Source organism: Vibrio sp. R12-SW3-ISO1 (assembly GCF_059834005.1).
This window is the reverse complement of record NZ_JCBDGK010000006.1, coordinates 1-15,142: the sequence shown is the minus strand read 5'-3', so window position 1 is coordinate 15,142 and position 15,142 is coordinate 1. Positions and strand designations below refer to the sequence as shown.

Annotated in this window: 16 protein-coding genes; 5 read left to right on the top strand and 11 right to left on the bottom strand. The window is 51.8% G+C overall.

All coding sequences use genetic code 11. From position 1 onward, the window contains the following. Nucleotides 1-14 precede the first annotated feature (14 nt). The 5 genes from AC6R0R_RS01455 to yegS form a co-directional block, all read right to left on the bottom strand. A complete protein-coding gene (locus AC6R0R_RS01455; protein ID WP_500625434.1) occupies nucleotides 15-488 on the bottom strand; it encodes a YaiI/YqxD family protein in 474 nt (157 codons plus the stop codon). Between the two features lie 53 nt (nucleotides 489-541). Next, complete coding sequence (locus AC6R0R_RS01450) at nucleotides 542-865, bottom strand: heavy metal-binding domain-containing protein (RefSeq protein ID WP_334553164.1); 324 nt, start codon at nucleotides 863-865, stop codon at nucleotides 542-544. 55 nt (nucleotides 866-920) lie between these two features. Next, nucleotides 921-1,802 (bottom strand): LysR family transcriptional regulator, encoded by an 882-nt coding sequence (locus tag AC6R0R_RS01445; protein ID WP_500625433.1) that lies wholly within the window; start codon nucleotides 1,800-1,802, stop codon nucleotides 921-923. Nucleotides 1,803-1,898: 96 nt separating this feature from the next. Then, on the bottom strand, nucleotides 1,899-4,025 hold the full coding sequence (locus tag AC6R0R_RS01440; RefSeq protein WP_500625562.1) for an alpha-galactosidase: 2,127 nt from the start codon (nucleotides 4,023-4,025) through the stop codon (nucleotides 1,899-1,901). Between the two features lie 127 nt (nucleotides 4,026-4,152). Beyond that, complete coding sequence (yegS, locus tag AC6R0R_RS01435) at nucleotides 4,153-5,061, bottom strand: lipid kinase YegS (RefSeq protein ID WP_500625432.1); 909 nt, start codon at nucleotides 5,059-5,061, stop codon at nucleotides 4,153-4,155. A 218-nt stretch (nucleotides 5,062-5,279) separates the two neighbouring features. On the opposite strand from yegS, the gene AC6R0R_RS01430 reads away from it, so the two are divergent. Continuing rightward, the gene (locus AC6R0R_RS01430; protein ID WP_500625561.1) at nucleotides 5,280-6,455 is read left to right on the top strand and encodes an MFS transporter; all 1,176 of its coding nucleotides are present in this window, start codon (nucleotides 5,280-5,282) and stop codon (nucleotides 6,453-6,455) included. Nucleotides 6,456-6,549: 94 nt separating this feature from the next. Here the strand turns inward: AC6R0R_RS01430 and AC6R0R_RS01425 are convergent, their stop codons facing one another. Then, entirely contained in the window at nucleotides 6,550-6,828 is a 279-nt protein-coding gene (locus AC6R0R_RS01425) for a hypothetical protein (protein WP_334553157.1), read from the bottom strand. A gap of 14 nt (nucleotides 6,829-6,842) precedes the next feature. Continuing rightward, on the bottom strand, nucleotides 6,843-7,466 hold the full coding sequence (locus tag AC6R0R_RS01420) for a LysE family translocator (protein ID WP_500625560.1): 624 nt from the start codon (nucleotides 7,464-7,466) through the stop codon (nucleotides 6,843-6,845). A gap of 432 nt (nucleotides 7,467-7,898) precedes the next feature. Between AC6R0R_RS01420 and AC6R0R_RS01415 the strand changes: the two genes are divergently transcribed. Further along, complete coding sequence (locus AC6R0R_RS01415) at nucleotides 7,899-9,203, top strand: dicarboxylate/amino acid:cation symporter (protein ID WP_500625431.1); 1,305 nt, start codon at nucleotides 7,899-7,901, stop codon at nucleotides 9,201-9,203. Between the two features lie 225 nt (nucleotides 9,204-9,428). Beyond that, on the top strand, nucleotides 9,429-10,859 hold the full coding sequence (nhaD, locus tag AC6R0R_RS01410) for a sodium:proton antiporter NhaD (protein WP_500625430.1): 1,431 nt from the start codon (nucleotides 9,429-9,431) through the stop codon (nucleotides 10,857-10,859). Nucleotides 10,860-10,902: 43 nt separating this feature from the next. Here the strand turns inward: nhaD and AC6R0R_RS01405 are convergent, their stop codons facing one another. From AC6R0R_RS01405 to AC6R0R_RS01395, 3 genes are read right to left on the bottom strand one after another with little or no spacing between them, the layout of a single operon-like run. After that, a complete protein-coding gene (locus tag AC6R0R_RS01405) occupies nucleotides 10,903-11,298 on the bottom strand; it encodes a hypothetical protein (RefSeq protein ID WP_500625429.1) in 396 nt (131 codons plus the stop codon). Between the two features lie 4 nt (nucleotides 11,299-11,302). Beyond that, nucleotides 11,303-11,800 carry a methylated-DNA--[protein]-cysteine S-methyltransferase gene (locus AC6R0R_RS01400; RefSeq protein ID WP_334553149.1) on the bottom strand — a complete coding sequence of 166 codons (498 nt, stop codon included), beginning with the start codon at nucleotides 11,798-11,800 and terminating at the stop codon, nucleotides 11,303-11,305. Beyond that, the gene (locus AC6R0R_RS01395; RefSeq protein WP_500625428.1) at nucleotides 11,797-13,197 is read right to left on the bottom strand and encodes an AlkA N-terminal domain-containing protein; all 1,401 of its coding nucleotides are present in this window, start codon (nucleotides 13,195-13,197) and stop codon (nucleotides 11,797-11,799) included. Before AC6R0R_RS01395 ends, AC6R0R_RS01400 begins: the two co-directional genes overlap by 4 nt. Before the next feature lie 184 nt (nucleotides 13,198-13,381). On the opposite strand from AC6R0R_RS01395, the gene AC6R0R_RS01390 reads away from it, so the two are divergent. Together AC6R0R_RS01390 and AC6R0R_RS01385 are read left to right on the top strand one after the other, a co-directional pair. Then, on the top strand, nucleotides 13,382-13,585 hold the full coding sequence (locus tag AC6R0R_RS01390; protein WP_334553147.1) for a hypothetical protein: 204 nt from the start codon (nucleotides 13,382-13,384) through the stop codon (nucleotides 13,583-13,585). A 181-nt stretch (nucleotides 13,586-13,766) separates the two neighbouring features. After that, nucleotides 13,767-14,348, top strand: coding sequence for an FMN-dependent NADH-azoreductase (locus tag AC6R0R_RS01385; protein ID WP_334553146.1), 582 nt, complete (start codon nucleotides 13,767-13,769; stop codon nucleotides 14,346-14,348). A gap of 147 nt (nucleotides 14,349-14,495) precedes the next feature. Here the strand turns inward: AC6R0R_RS01385 and AC6R0R_RS01380 are convergent. Then, a partial coding sequence (locus tag AC6R0R_RS01380; RefSeq protein WP_500625427.1) for a LysR substrate-binding domain-containing protein occupies nucleotides 14,496-15,142 on the bottom strand: 647 nt, incomplete at its 5' end.

Here is a 15,142-nt window from a genome sequence, read left to right as displayed (position 1 = left end):
TGGGTAAGCAAAGCCTACTCGGGTTTTGTAGGCTTGACCGAACGTTGCCAATGGACCAGCCATTTGTCGAGATGGTTAGCAAATTGCTGCCTATCTGCCTGACTGAGTGGCGGTGGCCCGCCCATCTGGACGCCGCTGCTGCGCATGGTGTCCATAAAATCGCGCATGTTCAAGCGCGCTTTAATGTTTTCTTTGCTGTACATTTCACCGCGCGAGTTGAGCGCCTGTGCGCCTTTAGTGATCACTTCGTCGGCCAAAGGGATGTCACTGGTGATGACCAAATCGCCCGCTTGGCAACGTTTAACAATCTCATTGTCTGCCACATCAAACCCTTGCTGAACTTGCAACATGTTCACCTTTGGTGACGCTGGCGTGCGTATAAACTGGTTCGCGACGAGCGTCACTTCGACGCCAGTGCGTTGCGACGCGCGGTAAAGCACATCGCGGATCACCACAGGACACGCATCCGCATCCACCCATATTTTCATCAAATTGATTGCCTCATTAATTTACGTTATCGCGAATAAAAAGTTATCGCGCGTTATTGGCGAAATTTAACGGCGGTACCGCTAACACTGACCATCATCATACTGCCGCCGCTGCCGATCACTTCGTAATCGATGTCGATACCGACAATACCATCGGCGCCCAGAGACTGCGCGTGTTGCTCCATCTCGGCAAAAGCGATTTCTCGAGCGCGGCCCATTTCTCGCTCGTAAGCACCAGAGCGACCGCCTACAACGTCTCGAATGGCACCAAACATATCTTTGAAGATGTTAGCACCTAAAATTGCCTCTCCGACCACAACGCCAAGATAGGCGTCAACAGGTTTGCCCTCGACCACTGAGGTAGTAGTTTTGATCATACGGTTCTCCTTGCCTTGCTTAAGTGCCCTTCACTGACATCAATGGCGCTGCCGCCTAAAGTGTCAAGCGGGGTTTGATAAATTCAATGAACGCCGAAATGCGCTTGGCGACGTGGGAAGATTTGTAATACACCGCGTTGACCTGCTCGCGCGCGGTATTTTCCACTCGCCACTCCTCCAGCAAAGACACCAAGGCGCCATTCGCCAAATCTTGATTGACCATAAAACCGGAGAGACACGCAATGCCATTCCCCGCGAGTGCCAATTGACGCACCGTCTCTCCGTTCGCACTGCGAAGCATCGGCGCGATGGGTTCTAGCCCTTTCAGTGGCCAATGGTTGAGCACTTTCGGCGCCGTAAAACCAATGATCTGGTGAGAGGATAAGTGTGAGACGCGAGTGGGCGTGCCAAAACGCGCGAGATAATCTGGCGAAGCGACAATATAGAGTCGACTTTTACCGAGCGGACTGGCGTGTAAAGTGGAGTCTTTAAGGTGGCCGATACGAATCGCAACGTCCGTGCGTTTTTCAAGTAAGTCGACGTAACCTTCATTGGACGTCAGTTCGAGTTCGATATCGGGATACGCGACTTTAAACGATTGAATCAGGGGCACAAGTTGGTGAAACACAAACGGGCTGGCCGCATCAACGCGCAATGGCCCTTTGGGCAACTCACCGCGAGACATCAAATCCGCTTCGGCTTGACCAATCAGCTGTAACCCTTGGCGAACCGAATCGACGAACAATTTGCCTTCTACCGTAAGCTCAACACGGCGCGTCGTGCGATTAAGGATGGACACACCAAGTTGCTGCTCGATCTTGCTCACCGCACGAGAGACACGCGCCACTTGGATGTTGAGCGCGTCAGCCGCCGCTGAAAAACCGCCGCTATCGACGACACTGAGCAATATTTGTAAATCATCGGAGCGTGTCAGCATGTCAGACCTAAAGTGGTGACTACGAATGCCCAGAGTATAGCGAAGTCCGCGCTGGCTTTACACTGTAAACCCACCACGAACTTGACACGTAAAACGCTAGTCCACCCGCGTGAGCGCAATCAAAATCGCACTTTCGGGATCCAGTATCGGCATGGCTAAGCCCACTTGATGTAGCCATGCGCCAGACAGGGTACAACCTTGTTCTGTCCAAGGGGGCTGACGGCACACCATGGTGTCAAAGTTGAGGGGCTTATCAAGCAAGCTGACGTGGTATTGGGCACTATCGTCTAGCCCTGCAAATCTTAATTGTCCGCTCAGTGCATAAGTAGGCATAGCCAGTTGCGCCACTACGGCCACCGCTTGCGATTGATCGTCTGCGACAACGCAGTAGGCTTGGTGCGCACTATCTTCGGTGGGTAAACGCCAGTTAACGCCATGGTGAAGCAGCGGACGAAGCTGCTTATGCAGCGCCACATAACGGGCAAATCCCGCTTTCTCTTGCTCAGGCTCAGAGACGGGATCAAGCTCTATCCCCATGTGACCAGACAGCGCGGTGAGGCCGCGAAATTCGATACTGTGCCTGCGGCGGGTACTGTGACAGTGGCCAGAACCAATATGGCTGCCCATCACTTCTGGCGGGAACAGCAAGCTCATGCCGCGTTGAATGGTTTGTCGCTCGAGCGCGTCGTTGTTGTCAGACGTCCAGAATCGATGGGTGCGCTTGAGCACTTCAAAATCAATCCGCCCACCGCCTGCAGCGCAAGATTCGATCTCCACCTGCGGATGGGCAGCGCGCACTTTATCAACCAGTTGATAATACCGCTCGACCTGCTTGTGCCCAGCGGCGCGGTCGTGATGAGCCGGTTGGACCACTTCTCGGTTCATGTCCCATTTGATGTAGGCAATCGCATAGTTGGAGAGAAAATGATCCAAACGCTCAAATAGGTAATCAAACGCCTCAGGGTTTTGTAAATCAATCACATATTGATGACGACCGGTTGGCTGATGATAGCCCTCCACCGCCAGTAACCACTCGGGGTGGCGACGATAGAGATCCGAGTCTTTGTTGATCATTTCAGGTTCAAACCAAAGACCAAACTCCATGCCGAGTTCGTTGACGTGGTTGACGATGTCCGTCAGCCCTTCGGGGTATTTACGCTCATCCAACACCCAATCGCCTAATGCGGCTTTGTCGTTGTTGCGCCCTTTGAACCAACCATCGTCAATGATGAAACGCTCAACGCCCATACGTGCCGCTTCAGTCGCCATCTGTTTGATGTATTGGGGATCATGTTCGAAATAGATCCCCTCCCACGTATTGAGATGGATAGGCCGAGGCTGTTGTGTGACTGAACTGGCGACAATCTGCTCTCTCACATGGCGATGGAACTGCTGACTCATACGGCTCAGCCCTTGCTCACTGTAGGTAGCATAGAGCCAAGGGGTGGATATCGACTCCCCTTCAGCCAGGGCGATTTCGCCCGGTAAATAGAGCGCTTCGGCCTGCATTACGCGCCGCCCATCCGCTTTGACGTCCACTCGCAGGCGGTGATTGCCACTCCATGCCAGATGAAAGCCCCATACATCACCCGAAAGCTCACCAAAGCCTGGTGTGCCCGCGATTAGCGCCGGGTAGTGCTCATGCGAGGTGCGCCCGCGTCGATTCTCTTGTTGGTAACCACCGTGATGGAGCGTAAGGCGCTCGGTTTGAAATTCATTAACCCAGCGACCATGAAAGGTGAGCAGTTCTTCAGCGCGCCTATCGAGTGGTAAGGTATGAGCAAAGCGCGTCACCCAATAGGAGGCCTGCGCCAAATTAGTGACCGTTTGGCGAGTTTTGAGCACGTCATCCTCACCAAGATGCACGTCAATGGTTAAACGCAGCTCAGCCTGTGCGTCTTGGTAGATGAGAGTCAGTGAATGTAAGTCATGTTCGCAGTGGGTAAGAGAGAAAACCGGCGCCCACGCTAGGCCATTACGGTGTCCTTCAAGGCCAGGCGAGCCAAACGATCCGCGCCCCAATTCGGGATGCAAAGAGACCGGCACATCCTTATCAAGACGGCCAAACGGCACCGGGCGTTGCAGCGCCAAAGAGGCGTTGGGCAGCCCAGACTCTGCGCTTGGCAGACGTTTACCCCAGTGCAAGACTTCGGCGACCTCACCGATCTCCACCAGCAGTTGCGTGCGCGACCCGACTAATTCTATGCGTTGCGTTGGCTCCATCATGACATCCTTTGTGCGAATTGAGCCGAATATCATAACGCAACCACGCTGTGATTCTGTGAGCAGAGGCAAAAAGATGGAAACGTTTACATTCGCATCCATCCCCACCTATTGGGTCTAGGCGTTATTACGCTTTTTGATGGCGGCTTAATACCGGTGTGCTCTCTGGTAGTACAAGGGCGAGGGCTTGCGGTAACACCTCCATCACCACTTCGGGGCAAGAGAGTGGCTCACCATCGAGGTTGATCGGCATAACTTGGTTGGAGAGCCATTCAATGCGCTTGACCTGTTTACGATGAATAAATTGCGTCTCGCCATCGCCTTGCTGCTGAAGCTCACTGAGCACGACAGGGATGTCGGCCGCGCTAAAGGCTTCAATCGATACTGCTTCGAGCAACCCATCATCAATATAGGCATTGGGGGCCAGAGCTTGACCGCCACCGGCTAGGCGACCGTTGCACACCGCCCCCACCACGACACCGGCTTCACGCGTATTGTCATCAAAACGAATGGTGCCTTCGAAAGGCTGAAAATTGATCGCCTGTAACAACCCCGACAGCGTGTACGCGCCGCCGCCCAAGAAGTTTTTCAGCGCCACCGGCGTATTGGCCGTCACCTGCGCGCCAAAACCCGCAGTCGCAATATTAATGAAGTGCCGCTCGTTGGCTTTGGCGGCATCCACTCGGTAACTCTCTCCACTAAGCGCCAGCTTGAGGGCTTGATACGGCGAATCGGTCGGAATATGACAGGCTGTCGCAAAGTCATTGGCCGTGCCAAGCGGTAACACCGCCACCTCCAACGCCAGTTGATGTTTAAGAATCGCGTCAACCACTTCATTCACCGTACCATCACCGCCGCCTGCAATCACCCGGGTGACCTGCTGCTCAGCGGCTTCGCACACGAGGCGCTCAATATCTCCTGCTTCCCATGTTGGCCGTACTTCGAGCGTGTGGCTTTCTTTGCGCAGGGCCATCACCGCATCGCGAATATCTTGTTGCGCCGCTTTTTTTCCGTTGAGTAGTAGTCGAGTGGTCATGTCAGTGTCCTGTAGTTGTCTTGGCAGAGGTGACGCTAAGCCCGTAGGCTTATGGCTCGATTATAGAGAATAACATCGCCGACGAAAAAGCCTCACCGGTCAGTTCACCGTTAATTACCCATAATTTTGACAAAAGTCATTTGCAAAAGACGCTGTTTTTCACAAAAGAATTCAGCTCGATAATGGCCGCCACTGAACACATCATTGAGAATGAAAGTATGCCTATTGCTCTTTTTGCTCTAACCCTCAGTGCGTTTGCCATCGGCACCACTGAATTTGTCATCGTTGGGTTGATCCCAACCATGGCCGCTGACTTATCGGTCTCGCTGCCCTCAGCCGGTCTGCTGGTCAGCTTATACGCCCTTGGCGTTGCCGTCGGCGCCCCTGTGCTGACCGCGCTGACGGGAAACTGGCCCCGTAAGACGGTACTATTGACCGTCATGGCCCTGTTTGTCGCGGGTAACCTGCTGGCTTGGCAAGCGCCAGGTTACAACACCCTGGTGGCAGCTCGGATCCTAACGGGTCTTGCTCACGGCGTGTTTTTCTCGATTGGCTCGACCATCGCCACAGGTTTGGTGTCCAAAGAGAAAGCCGCCAGCGCCATCGCGATCATGTTTACTGGCCTCACGGTCGCCTTGGTGACGGGAGTGCCTCTTGGCACCTACATCGGTCAGACGTTTGGCTGGCAAGCGACCTTCTTGATCGTCGCCATCTTGGGTCTCATTGCTTGGGTGGGAAGTGCGCTTTTGGTGCCCAGTAATCTGAAACAGCCTCCGGCGACCAAACTCTCCGCACAACTGAGCGTACTGACTCAGCCTCGCTTACTGCTGGTCTATGCGATCACGGCACTGGGTTATGGCGGCACCTTTACCGCGTTCACCTACCTTGCGCCCATTTTGCAGGAAGTGTCCGGCTTTGAAGCCAGCTCTGTCGGCCTCATCATGTTGGTGTATGGCGTGTCTGTCGCGTTTGGCAACATTTGGGGTGGAAAGATGGCCGATACCATGGGACCCATCAAAGCGCTAACGATCATTTTCACTGGTCTTGGCGCCGTACTTTTGGTGTTCAACTTTGCCGCTTACGAACCGATTGCCGCGGTGGTGACGATTCTTATCTGGGGTGCGTTTGCGTTTGGTAACGTCCCGGGGCTACAAGTGTACGTGGTGAACTTAGCCGAGCGTTATACGCCTGATGCCGTAGACGTCGCCTCCGGACTCAACATCGCGGCCTTTAATGTCGGTATCGCTCTGGGCTCTTGGGGTGGGGGTTTAGTCGTTGAACAAACTGGGCTGATGAACACACCTTGGGTCGGCGCTATTGTGGTCGCTCTGGCACTCCTGCTGACTCGCTTTAGCGGCGCGCTAGACCGCCGAACTCAATGGGCAAAAATCTAACGCCCTCTCGATAACCAAGAGGCTCCACTCTCTTGGCGAGCCATAATGACCAACCAAAAACCAATCAGGCCAGCGTTACGCTGGCCTGATTGGTTTACTTTACTCGCATCACTCGATGTTTAACGTTCGAGAGTTCTATCTCAAGCACCTGAGAGCGCTTCATCTCACTCACTCTCGCTAACTGTTCGCTAGGGTAGCCTTTACGTTTCATCCATTGCATTGGCTCGTTAAAGCTGTCTTCATTGACGATAAACGCCTCACCTTTGTTGCGCCCTGAGAACACATTCACCACCCAGACACGGGACTGGAACTCCAGCACCTCACGCAATTCGGATTTGGTCGACGTCCACCACTGACCGATTGATCCCAACATATGGCTCCTTTGTCCTAGCTCACCCATAACCAAACACCGACACCCATCATTAAGGTGCCCGCTATTCGGTTCATCAATCGGACATTATGCGATTGACCTAGCATGCGTTTCAAGCCTTTGCCACCTGTGGCGTAAAGCGTCATGCAAACAAACTCAAACAGCAGAATGATCGATACCAACACCACCAATTGCGGCGTCAGTGCGACCGATTGATCGATAAAGGGCGGCAGCAGAGAAATCATAAACGCCCAGCCTTTCGGGTTGGCAATCGCGGTCACAAAACCTTGTACCACCAAATCCCAGTCACTGTGAGGGGCTGATTCGACCGTCTCATCAAGATTTAAAGCGAGCTTGCCTCTCGAGCGCCACATCTGAATCCCTAAATAGAACAGATAGCCGCCCCCGAGTACCTTAAGCGCGGTAAATAGCCATGGGTAATTGAGCATCACCGCGGCGATACCGAGCACCGCCGCCACCGCCACCAAACCCACGCCGATCAACTCACCCACCATCATCCACAAGGTACGACGATAACCAATACTCATCCCCAGCGTCAGCGCCAATGTCATGCACATGCCGGGCGTAATAGAGACAAAAAAGAAAGTGGGAATAAACATCCCTAATAAAGCGGTGTTGATCATGAAAAAAGCCTGATGATGTCATTCTATAATGGCCGAGAGTAACAAGATTTTTCTTGCGAGGCTCGACAAAAATGCACCTAAGGTCGCTGTTCACGGCGATTACGCCGACATAGGCAATAAAGTGAATAAAATATGCTTATCTATGCATTTTCCAAATCAATCAAGTGGACACATCGTCTCTATTCCCATGCGGTGAGAAGAAGCCAAGTATTAATGGTCGGGATTTTAACTGTTAAAAACAATAAAAATACGTCAATTAATTTACATTAAGACGTTAACCTGGCGTTAAATACTGACAAATAGCAGTGACCCAGCTCACATCTCCTTATCGCCAGCGCTTTTTCGCTTTCTGATTTTTCATCCTGCCTGCTAACCTCCCTGCCCGCCTTAAAGTGAATTTTAGGCGCATAACTATAAGGAGTGTTCACTATGAATACCAAGAAACCCATGTCGCTAACCGGCCGAGTGATTTTCGGTATGGTTACAGGTATCTTGACAGGATTTGCAATTCGCACCCTCTTTGCCGACAACGGATTTGTCGACACATACATCGTCAATGGACTGTTTGAAGTTGGTGGCCAAATATTTGTCGCCAGCTTGAAAATGCTTGTTGTTCCTCTCGTTTTTGTTTCACTGGTGTGTGGCACAAGCTCACTGAAAGATCTTTCTACACTGGGCCGCATGGGCGGCAAAACCTTAGGGTTTTACATTGTCACCACGGCGGTCGCCATCACGCTTGCGCTGACCATGGGTAACCTGTTCCAGCCAGGGGCAGGCGCTGACCTTACGGCAGCAAGCTCATTCCAGTCCGCCGAGGCACCGTCACTGGGTCAGGTGATCATTAACATGTTCCCGACCAACCCAATCAGCGCAATGGCAGAAGGTAAAACTCTGCAAGTGATTGTGTTTGCCGTGTTATTTGGCGTTGCCATCAGCGCGGCGGGCAAGCCAGGTGAGCGCATTGCAGCGTTCTTCTCTGATCTCAATGAAGTGATCATGAAACTGGTGGCTATTTTGATGAACTTGGCGCCGTTTGGCGTGTTCTTCTTGATGGCGAAACTGTTTACTGGTCTGGGTCTTAGCGCCATCATCAACTTGGCGGAGTACTTCCTTGTCCTTGCTGGCACCTTGATTTTGCACGGTTTAGTCACTTACAGCGTGATGCTAAAAGGCTTCACCGGTCTGAGTCCAATCACCTTCTTGAAGAAGATGGAAGACGCGGTCATGTTTGCGTTTTCGACCGCATCGTCAAATGCCACCATTCCGGTCACGATGGAAACGGTGAAAAACCGCATGGGCGTGGAAAACCGCGTCTCCTCATTCACGGTGCCGCTAGGCGCGACAGTGAACATGGATGGTACGGCCATCATGCAAGGTGTCGCGACAGCCTTTATCGCACAAGCCTTTAACATCGACCTCACCATGGGTGACTACTTGATGGTAATCATGACCGCGACACTGGCGTCTATCGGCACAGCAGGCGTACCAGGTGTTGGTCTCGTGATGCTGGCGATGGTACTTAACCAAGTCGGTCTGCCGTTGGAAGGTATCGCCCTTATCATGGGTGTCGACCGCTTGCTGGATATGATCCGTACCGCCGTCAACATTACCGGTGATAGCGCAGTGACGGTCATCGTCGCGAAATCGGAAGGCGCACTGGATGAGACACGCTTTAACGACCCTCAAGCGGGCGTAAAAGAGGAAGAGGTTCATCTCAAGCAGGTTGAGGCCTAACCGCTCATCTCGCGGACCTTCCGCAATGAAAGTACGCCAAAAGCCTCAAACCTCGGTTTGAGGCTTTTGCTTTCTCATCTACCCATTTAGTCAAACGTCGACAATAACTCATTCAAATTCAGGCATATCCAATCTATCTCACACATCCCCATCTGATAACTCTTTAAAATAGGGACTCAACATTCTCGCTATCTTTCTATAACAACTCTTTCAAGGAGTGAAAGTATGAAATTGCATTGGTCAGCTCTATTTGCCCTTTTGTTGCTCCCTTTTCCGACCCTTGCTTCCACCGCCCATGACACACTGCCTCTTACCCAATCGACCATAGGTTACGCCGCACTGCTGATCTTTGCGATGGCCTATACCTTGGTGATGCTCGAAGAGTACTTACAACTGAGAAAGTCCAAACCTGTCTTGTTGGCTGCGGGTATCATCTGGGCAATGATTGGCTACGTCTATTCTCAGCACGATCAGATAGAGGTCGCCAAAGCCGCGCTGGAACATAACCTGCTCGAATACGCTGAGCTGTTACTGTTCTTATTGGTCGCCATGACCTACATCAGCGCGATGGAAGAGCGTCGACTGTTTGATGCGCTGCAAGCGTGGATGGTGGGCAAGGGCTTTAATTTCCGCGCGCTGTTTTGGCTGACCGGAATTCTCGCCTTCTTTATCTCACCGATTGCCGATAACTTAACCACCGCACTGCTGATGTGCGCCGTTGTACTGAAAGTGGCGGGCAATAACCCTAAATTCATCAATTTAGCCTGTATTAATATTGTTATTGCCGCCAACGCAGGCGGCGCTTTTAGCCCATTTGGTGACATTACCACCCTGATGGTGTGGCAGGCGGGCCATGTCTCCTTTGCTGAGTTTATGCCGCTGTTTGTCCCTTCACTGATTAACTACATCATTCCGGCGTTCATCATGTCGCTGTTTGTACCCAATAGTAAGCCGAACGTGGTGCATGAACACATTGAGCTCAAACGCGGCGCGCGCCGTATTGTCGGGCTGTTTATCCTGACGATCGCGACGGCGGTAGCCTTCCATGCCGTGCTGCACTTCCCACCGGTGATGGGCATGATGATGGGGCTCGCCTATTTGCAGTTTTTTGGTTTTTTTCTTCGAAAAACCCTCAAGACCTCTTTACACAAAAAAGCCGCGCGCGCGATTGCGAACCGTGATGATTACGCACTCAAGCGCCTAGGGTCTGTCGTCCCGTTTGATGTGTTTCGCCGTGTCTCTCACGCGGAGTGGGACACCTTACTGTTCTTCTACGGCGTCGTGATGTGTGTGGGAGGGTTAAGTCTGCTCGGCTACTTAGGCGTGATTTCTGAGGTGATGTACACCCAGTGGGATCCCATGTGGGCCAACGTCATGGTGGGGATTCTCTCAGCCATCGTCGATAACATTCCTGTGATGTTCGCTGTACTCACCATGGAGCCGAGTATGTCGATGGGTAACTGGCTACTGGTCACACTGACCGCCGGTGTCGGTGGTAGCTTACTCTCAATAGGGTCTGCGGCGGGGGTAGCCTTGATGGGGGCGGCGCACGGTAAGTACACATTCTTTGGTCACCTCAAATGGATGCCCGTTATCGCGCTTGGTTATATCGCGAGTATCGTCTGCCACATGGCGCTCAATGGGGGCTTGTTCTAACGTTTTAACGTTCTAAACGCTCTAGCGCGCGTAACAGACAAAATTAAGGCTTCACTGGCAAAGGCTGCGCACCGCGCTTTTGCCAGATGCTCGCCAACTGATATTTCGCGCACACGCTGCACGTCAGCAATTCATTTTTGCCGTGGATACGCATCACGATATCTTCTCGCTGCTCTTTTGAGTTGTTGCGCATTTGGATGAACAACTGATTGCCCTCGACATTAAAACTCTTTTCTAAGTTCGGCTGCCCCGCTTTAATAAAGGTCACCATCGCATTATTAAAGCGCAGCACGTCGTCGTTGTACTGGTTTTCGTAGTCACCGACAAACTCATAGGTTTGCTTGTTGAGGTAACGTTCAGCGTCATCTTCTGAACAGCCGACAAGAACCAGTGACGCCAGCAGTATCCTCATCCCCCAATTGCATTGTCGACCAACCATAACTTTACCTCGTACTTTCCAATTTCAAGAGAGACGCCTTACGCTCCACGCCCCCCGCATAACCCGTTAATTTACCGCTTTTACCTATTACGCGATGACAAGGCACAATGATCGAAATGGGATTTTTCCCGTTCGCCGCCCCCACCGCGCGCACCGCTTTAGGGTTGCCTATGGCATCGGCGAGTTGCTGATAGCTCCACGTTTCACCAAAAGGTATCGTCGTTAGCGCTTGCCAAACTTGACGTTGAAATGGCGTGCCCTGCGCGGCGAGAGGCAGGTCAAAACTGTCACGCTGATTGGCAAAGTACTGCTCTAACTGTTTGATTGCTTTAGTCAGTATAGGATCAGAATCGCTGCGCTGGCCTAAATTTTCTGGCTGAGTGGTCTGTGTTTCAAACCACGCTCCAGTCAGCCCCTCACGAGTGGCTTGTAAAACCATCTCACCGAGAGGACTGGTCATGGTGGTGTAGACGTATTGAGTTTGCTCGTTGTGCGTGGTCATGCATGGCTCCAACAATGAAAAGTCGCGTAGCTCCCCCAAGGGGCGACGCGTGTAGAGGTGAGAGAAGGAAAGCGCGCCAACGCTTTTTTCACCACCAGATCCGTATCAAGAAAGCAGTTCGCTTGCGAGGCGCCGCGCAGTTTGGCGTAGTTGACTGTCCAAGGGCCGATGCCTTTCAAGGTCAGCCACTCATCGGGCTCTGCCTGAGGTTGTTCTAGCATAAACTGGGCAAACCGCGAGAGGGTCTCCTTGCGACTTTGCGGCATTTTCAAAAACGCCAAATCGGCACTCGCCACCTCGGCCGGCGTTGGAAAGTGAGTGACGCCGCCTGGTTGGAGGGTCGAGGCCAATAAATTGAGCTGTCCAATCGCCGCTTTGATGGACACTTGCTGACCCAAAATCGCCCTCACGCCGGCCTCCCAACAATCCCAGACACCGGGAATTCGCAGCCCAGAATACTTAACCAATGACGACTCTATCGCCGTCAAATGTGCTTCCACCGCGGTGATGTCGGTGTCCAAATCAAACATGCGTCTTAGCTGAGTCACTAAAGGTCGAAGCAAGCGTGTGTCCTCAAGCTCAAACTCTACCCTCATCACGCCCGGTTTATGGGGATAAATGCAAATATGAGCGTGATGATGACCGACAGTGACAACGCGCGAATAATGGCGGTCACTGACCTGCTCTAATCCCTCTATTGCGCGCAAACGATAAAAATCCAGCATTTGCGACCAATCCAGTGGGCCTTTGTACGCAAGATCAATCACAGAGTGCGATTGGGCATCACTGCCTTGCCGACGCACTTGGCTCGGCGTTAGTTTCAGCACCTGTTTAAACGCGTCGTTGAAGCGCCGCACGCTTTGAAATCCACTGGCAAACGCAATCGCCCCAATCGGCATCGAGCTCGAGTGGAGCAGTTGTTTGGCAAACAGCAGCTGAGTCGATTGCAGGTATTGTTTCGGTGACATCCCTAAGTATTTTTCGAACAGCTTGCGCAAATAGCGATCGCTGATCCCCAGACGCTCGGACAAATGAGGCAATCCCTTACTGTCTACCTCTCCTTGCTCAATCAGAGTGATGGCACGTTGAAATGTGGTTTCCACCCCTTTCCATGCCCACGAACTCGGCGCACTGTCCGGTCGACAGCGTAGGCATGGTCGAAAGCCCGCCTGCAATGCTTGGGCGCGATCAAGAAAGTAGGTGACGTTTTCCTCTTTCGGTAAGTTGGCTGGGCATATCGGACGGCAGAAAATACCCGTTGTTTTGACGCCAATGTAGAACTGGCCGTCAAAGCGGGCATCTCGGCTTAACCTCGCTTGCTGGCATTCGTGCACACTCAATGGGCCGAGCATCGCCATCGGCGATGACACGCCCTGTCCTTTTTCACCTGTGGTCATTATTCACATTGCTCTCTTGGCGCTAAGTCATGGAGAAAGTCTAACGGTTTGCACACGCAATACTAGCCATTTTCGGAACTCAACCTTCTCAACTTTTGGATGAAAACTTTGGGATGAAGGTCTTGGCGAAAGTGCGAACCTCATCTAAATTAAAAGATGAACAATAAAAATAAGGTAGTTGGCTATGAATTTACACACTTGCACGATTGTCCTAAAGGACAACATCACCATGATCTGCGACAGCGTCGAACAATCGCTCGGTTACATCGACTCGCATGGCGCAGCCAATATTGACCACATTCTGATTGATGCCTCCGACGGAGCGCATGTGCAGTCGTTCCATCATTTGAGCGTTGAAGAGTCCATCGAAAGCCTGATGAATCTCTGAATGGCCTCTAGTTGTTGAGAGAGTGACTCATTCAAAAAAATTGAATGAGTCACTCAGTTTTCTCCGCTTATCCTTTCTCTGACATAGCGATAGACTGGTTATCAACTAGCCGAGCTAGAGACACTTAACCGTTCTGCGATTCGTGTTTAGAGTTTAAGAACCTCATTGAAAGGATAAAATTATGGCACAGACACTCGTTCTAAAATCCAGTATCTTGGGTGAGCACTCTCAGTCAAACCAAATCATTGACAAGGTGCTAGAGGGAAAATCAGGCATCATCGAGCGTGATTTGGCCGCCAACCCAATCCCTGTTCTTGACCTTAACGTCGCTACTGCGCTTCGTAGCCCAGCAGAAGATTTATCTGACGAGCTCAAAGCCGTGCTCGCACTTTCGAACCAGTTGATCGATGAAATCAAAGCGGCCGATCAGATCGTGATTGGCGCACCGATGTACAACTTCTTGATCCCGACTCAACTGAAGAACTACTTCGACTTGATTGCTCGTGCGGGCGTCACGTTCAGCTACACGGAAAACGGTCCTGTTGGCCTACTTGAAAACAAAAAAGTCGTGGTGGTCACAACACGCGGTGGTCTACACAAAGATTCACCTCGTAACTCGATTGAAAGTTACCTCACCACGATTCTTGGCTTTATCGGCCTTACCGATGTTGAGTTTGTTTACGCAGAAGCACTCAACATGGGTGATGAGCCGGCTGCAGAAGCTCGTGAGCAAGCGCTTACTCAATTGGCTGAGCTCGTATAACCCGACTTTCTCGATTGCTAGACACAAAAAAACCTCGACGCTTCACTTAATCGGATCGTCGAGGTTTTTCTTTTCTATCGAGCTCGTTTCTTAACAAACCGTTTTAATCCATCCCGATTCAAGCTATTCCGTTTCAACCACTCAGGCCTACTCGTCTACCGGCCAATCCGCCATCTGCTGAAAGCTGAACGCCGTGACAGGGTCGATGGTTTTCACCAACTTCTCTACCTGACTGATGGCATCAATCGACGTGCTCGCCTTGCGATAACTCAAGTAGATCGGACGATACCACTCTGCCACGCCATCCACTTTGACCAATTGCCCGCTGGCTAAGAAGGGCTCGACAAGAGAGGTGGGTAAGTAAGCACTTCCTCCCTTTTCAAGGATGAAGTCTAAAGCGATGCGCGCTGTTGAAGTACGTAGATAAGGCGCTGGGATTTTAGGGTGACGCTCAGCATGTTCAGAGGCAAACTTAGTGCCCCAATCGACATACACGTACTTGTCTTCCAGCACTTGATCCACGCTGCCCTCTGAGGTCGAAACCAAGACCAACACCACATCCGCGACTTTTTTACAATTGAGCTCATCGGCTTTGATTTGGTCAAAAGCGAACGCCATATCTAAGGTACGTTCTTGCAAACTGCGATTGAGTGCCTCTCTGCCCATGATTTCAGCCATAAAGCCATAACCACTGAAGGCATCCGTGATGAGGCTTAAGCCATTTTGCAGATACGCATCCCACACGTTTGGCGTCCCGCCTAGGGTCAGTTGCAGTGCTTTGCCATTTTCTAGGG

What these genes read in the sequence shown, in the direction of transcription:
- AC6R0R_RS01445 (WP_500625433.1), bottom strand. Translation starts at nt 1,802, where the DNA reads ATGCTGACACGCTCCGATGATTTACAAATATTGCTCAGTGTCGTCGAT.
- AC6R0R_RS01430 (WP_500625561.1), top strand. Translation starts at nt 5,280, where the DNA reads ATGCCTATTGCTCTTTTTGCTCTAACCCTCAGTGCGTTTGCCATCGGC.
- yegS (WP_500625432.1), bottom strand. Translation starts at nt 5,061, where the DNA reads ATGACCACTCGACTACTACTCAACGGAAAAAAAGCGGCGCAACAAGAT.
- nhaD (WP_500625430.1), top strand. Translation starts at nt 9,429, where the DNA reads ATGAAATTGCATTGGTCAGCTCTATTTGCCCTTTTGTTGCTCCCTTTT.
- AC6R0R_RS01440 (WP_500625562.1), bottom strand. Translation starts at nt 4,025, where the DNA reads ATGGAGCCAACGCAACGCATAGAATTAGTCGGGTCGCGCACGCAACTG.
- AC6R0R_RS01455 (WP_500625434.1), bottom strand. Translation starts at nt 488, where the DNA reads ATGAAAATATGGGTGGATGCGGATGCGTGTCCTGTGGTGATCCGCGAT.
- AC6R0R_RS01390 (WP_334553147.1), top strand. Translation starts at nt 13,382, where the DNA reads ATGAATTTACACACTTGCACGATTGTCCTAAAGGACAACATCACCATG.
- AC6R0R_RS01450 (WP_334553164.1), bottom strand. Translation starts at nt 865, where the DNA reads ATGATCAAAACTACTACCTCAGTGGTCGAGGGCAAACCTGTTGACGCC.
- AC6R0R_RS01405 (WP_500625429.1), bottom strand. Translation starts at nt 11,298, where the DNA reads ATGGTTGGTCGACAATGCAATTGGGGGATGAGGATACTGCTGGCGTCA.
- AC6R0R_RS01425 (WP_334553157.1), bottom strand. Translation starts at nt 6,828, where the DNA reads ATGTTGGGATCAATCGGTCAGTGGTGGACGTCGACCAAATCCGAATTG.
- AC6R0R_RS01400 (WP_334553149.1), bottom strand. Translation starts at nt 11,800, where the DNA reads ATGACCACGCACAACGAGCAAACTCAATACGTCTACACCACCATGACC.
- AC6R0R_RS01385 (WP_334553146.1), top strand. Translation starts at nt 13,767, where the DNA reads ATGGCACAGACACTCGTTCTAAAATCCAGTATCTTGGGTGAGCACTCT.
- AC6R0R_RS01415 (WP_500625431.1), top strand. Translation starts at nt 7,899, where the DNA reads ATGAATACCAAGAAACCCATGTCGCTAACCGGCCGAGTGATTTTCGGT.
- AC6R0R_RS01395 (WP_500625428.1), bottom strand. Translation starts at nt 13,197, where the DNA reads ATGACCACAGGTGAAAAAGGACAGGGCGTGTCATCGCCGATGGCGATG.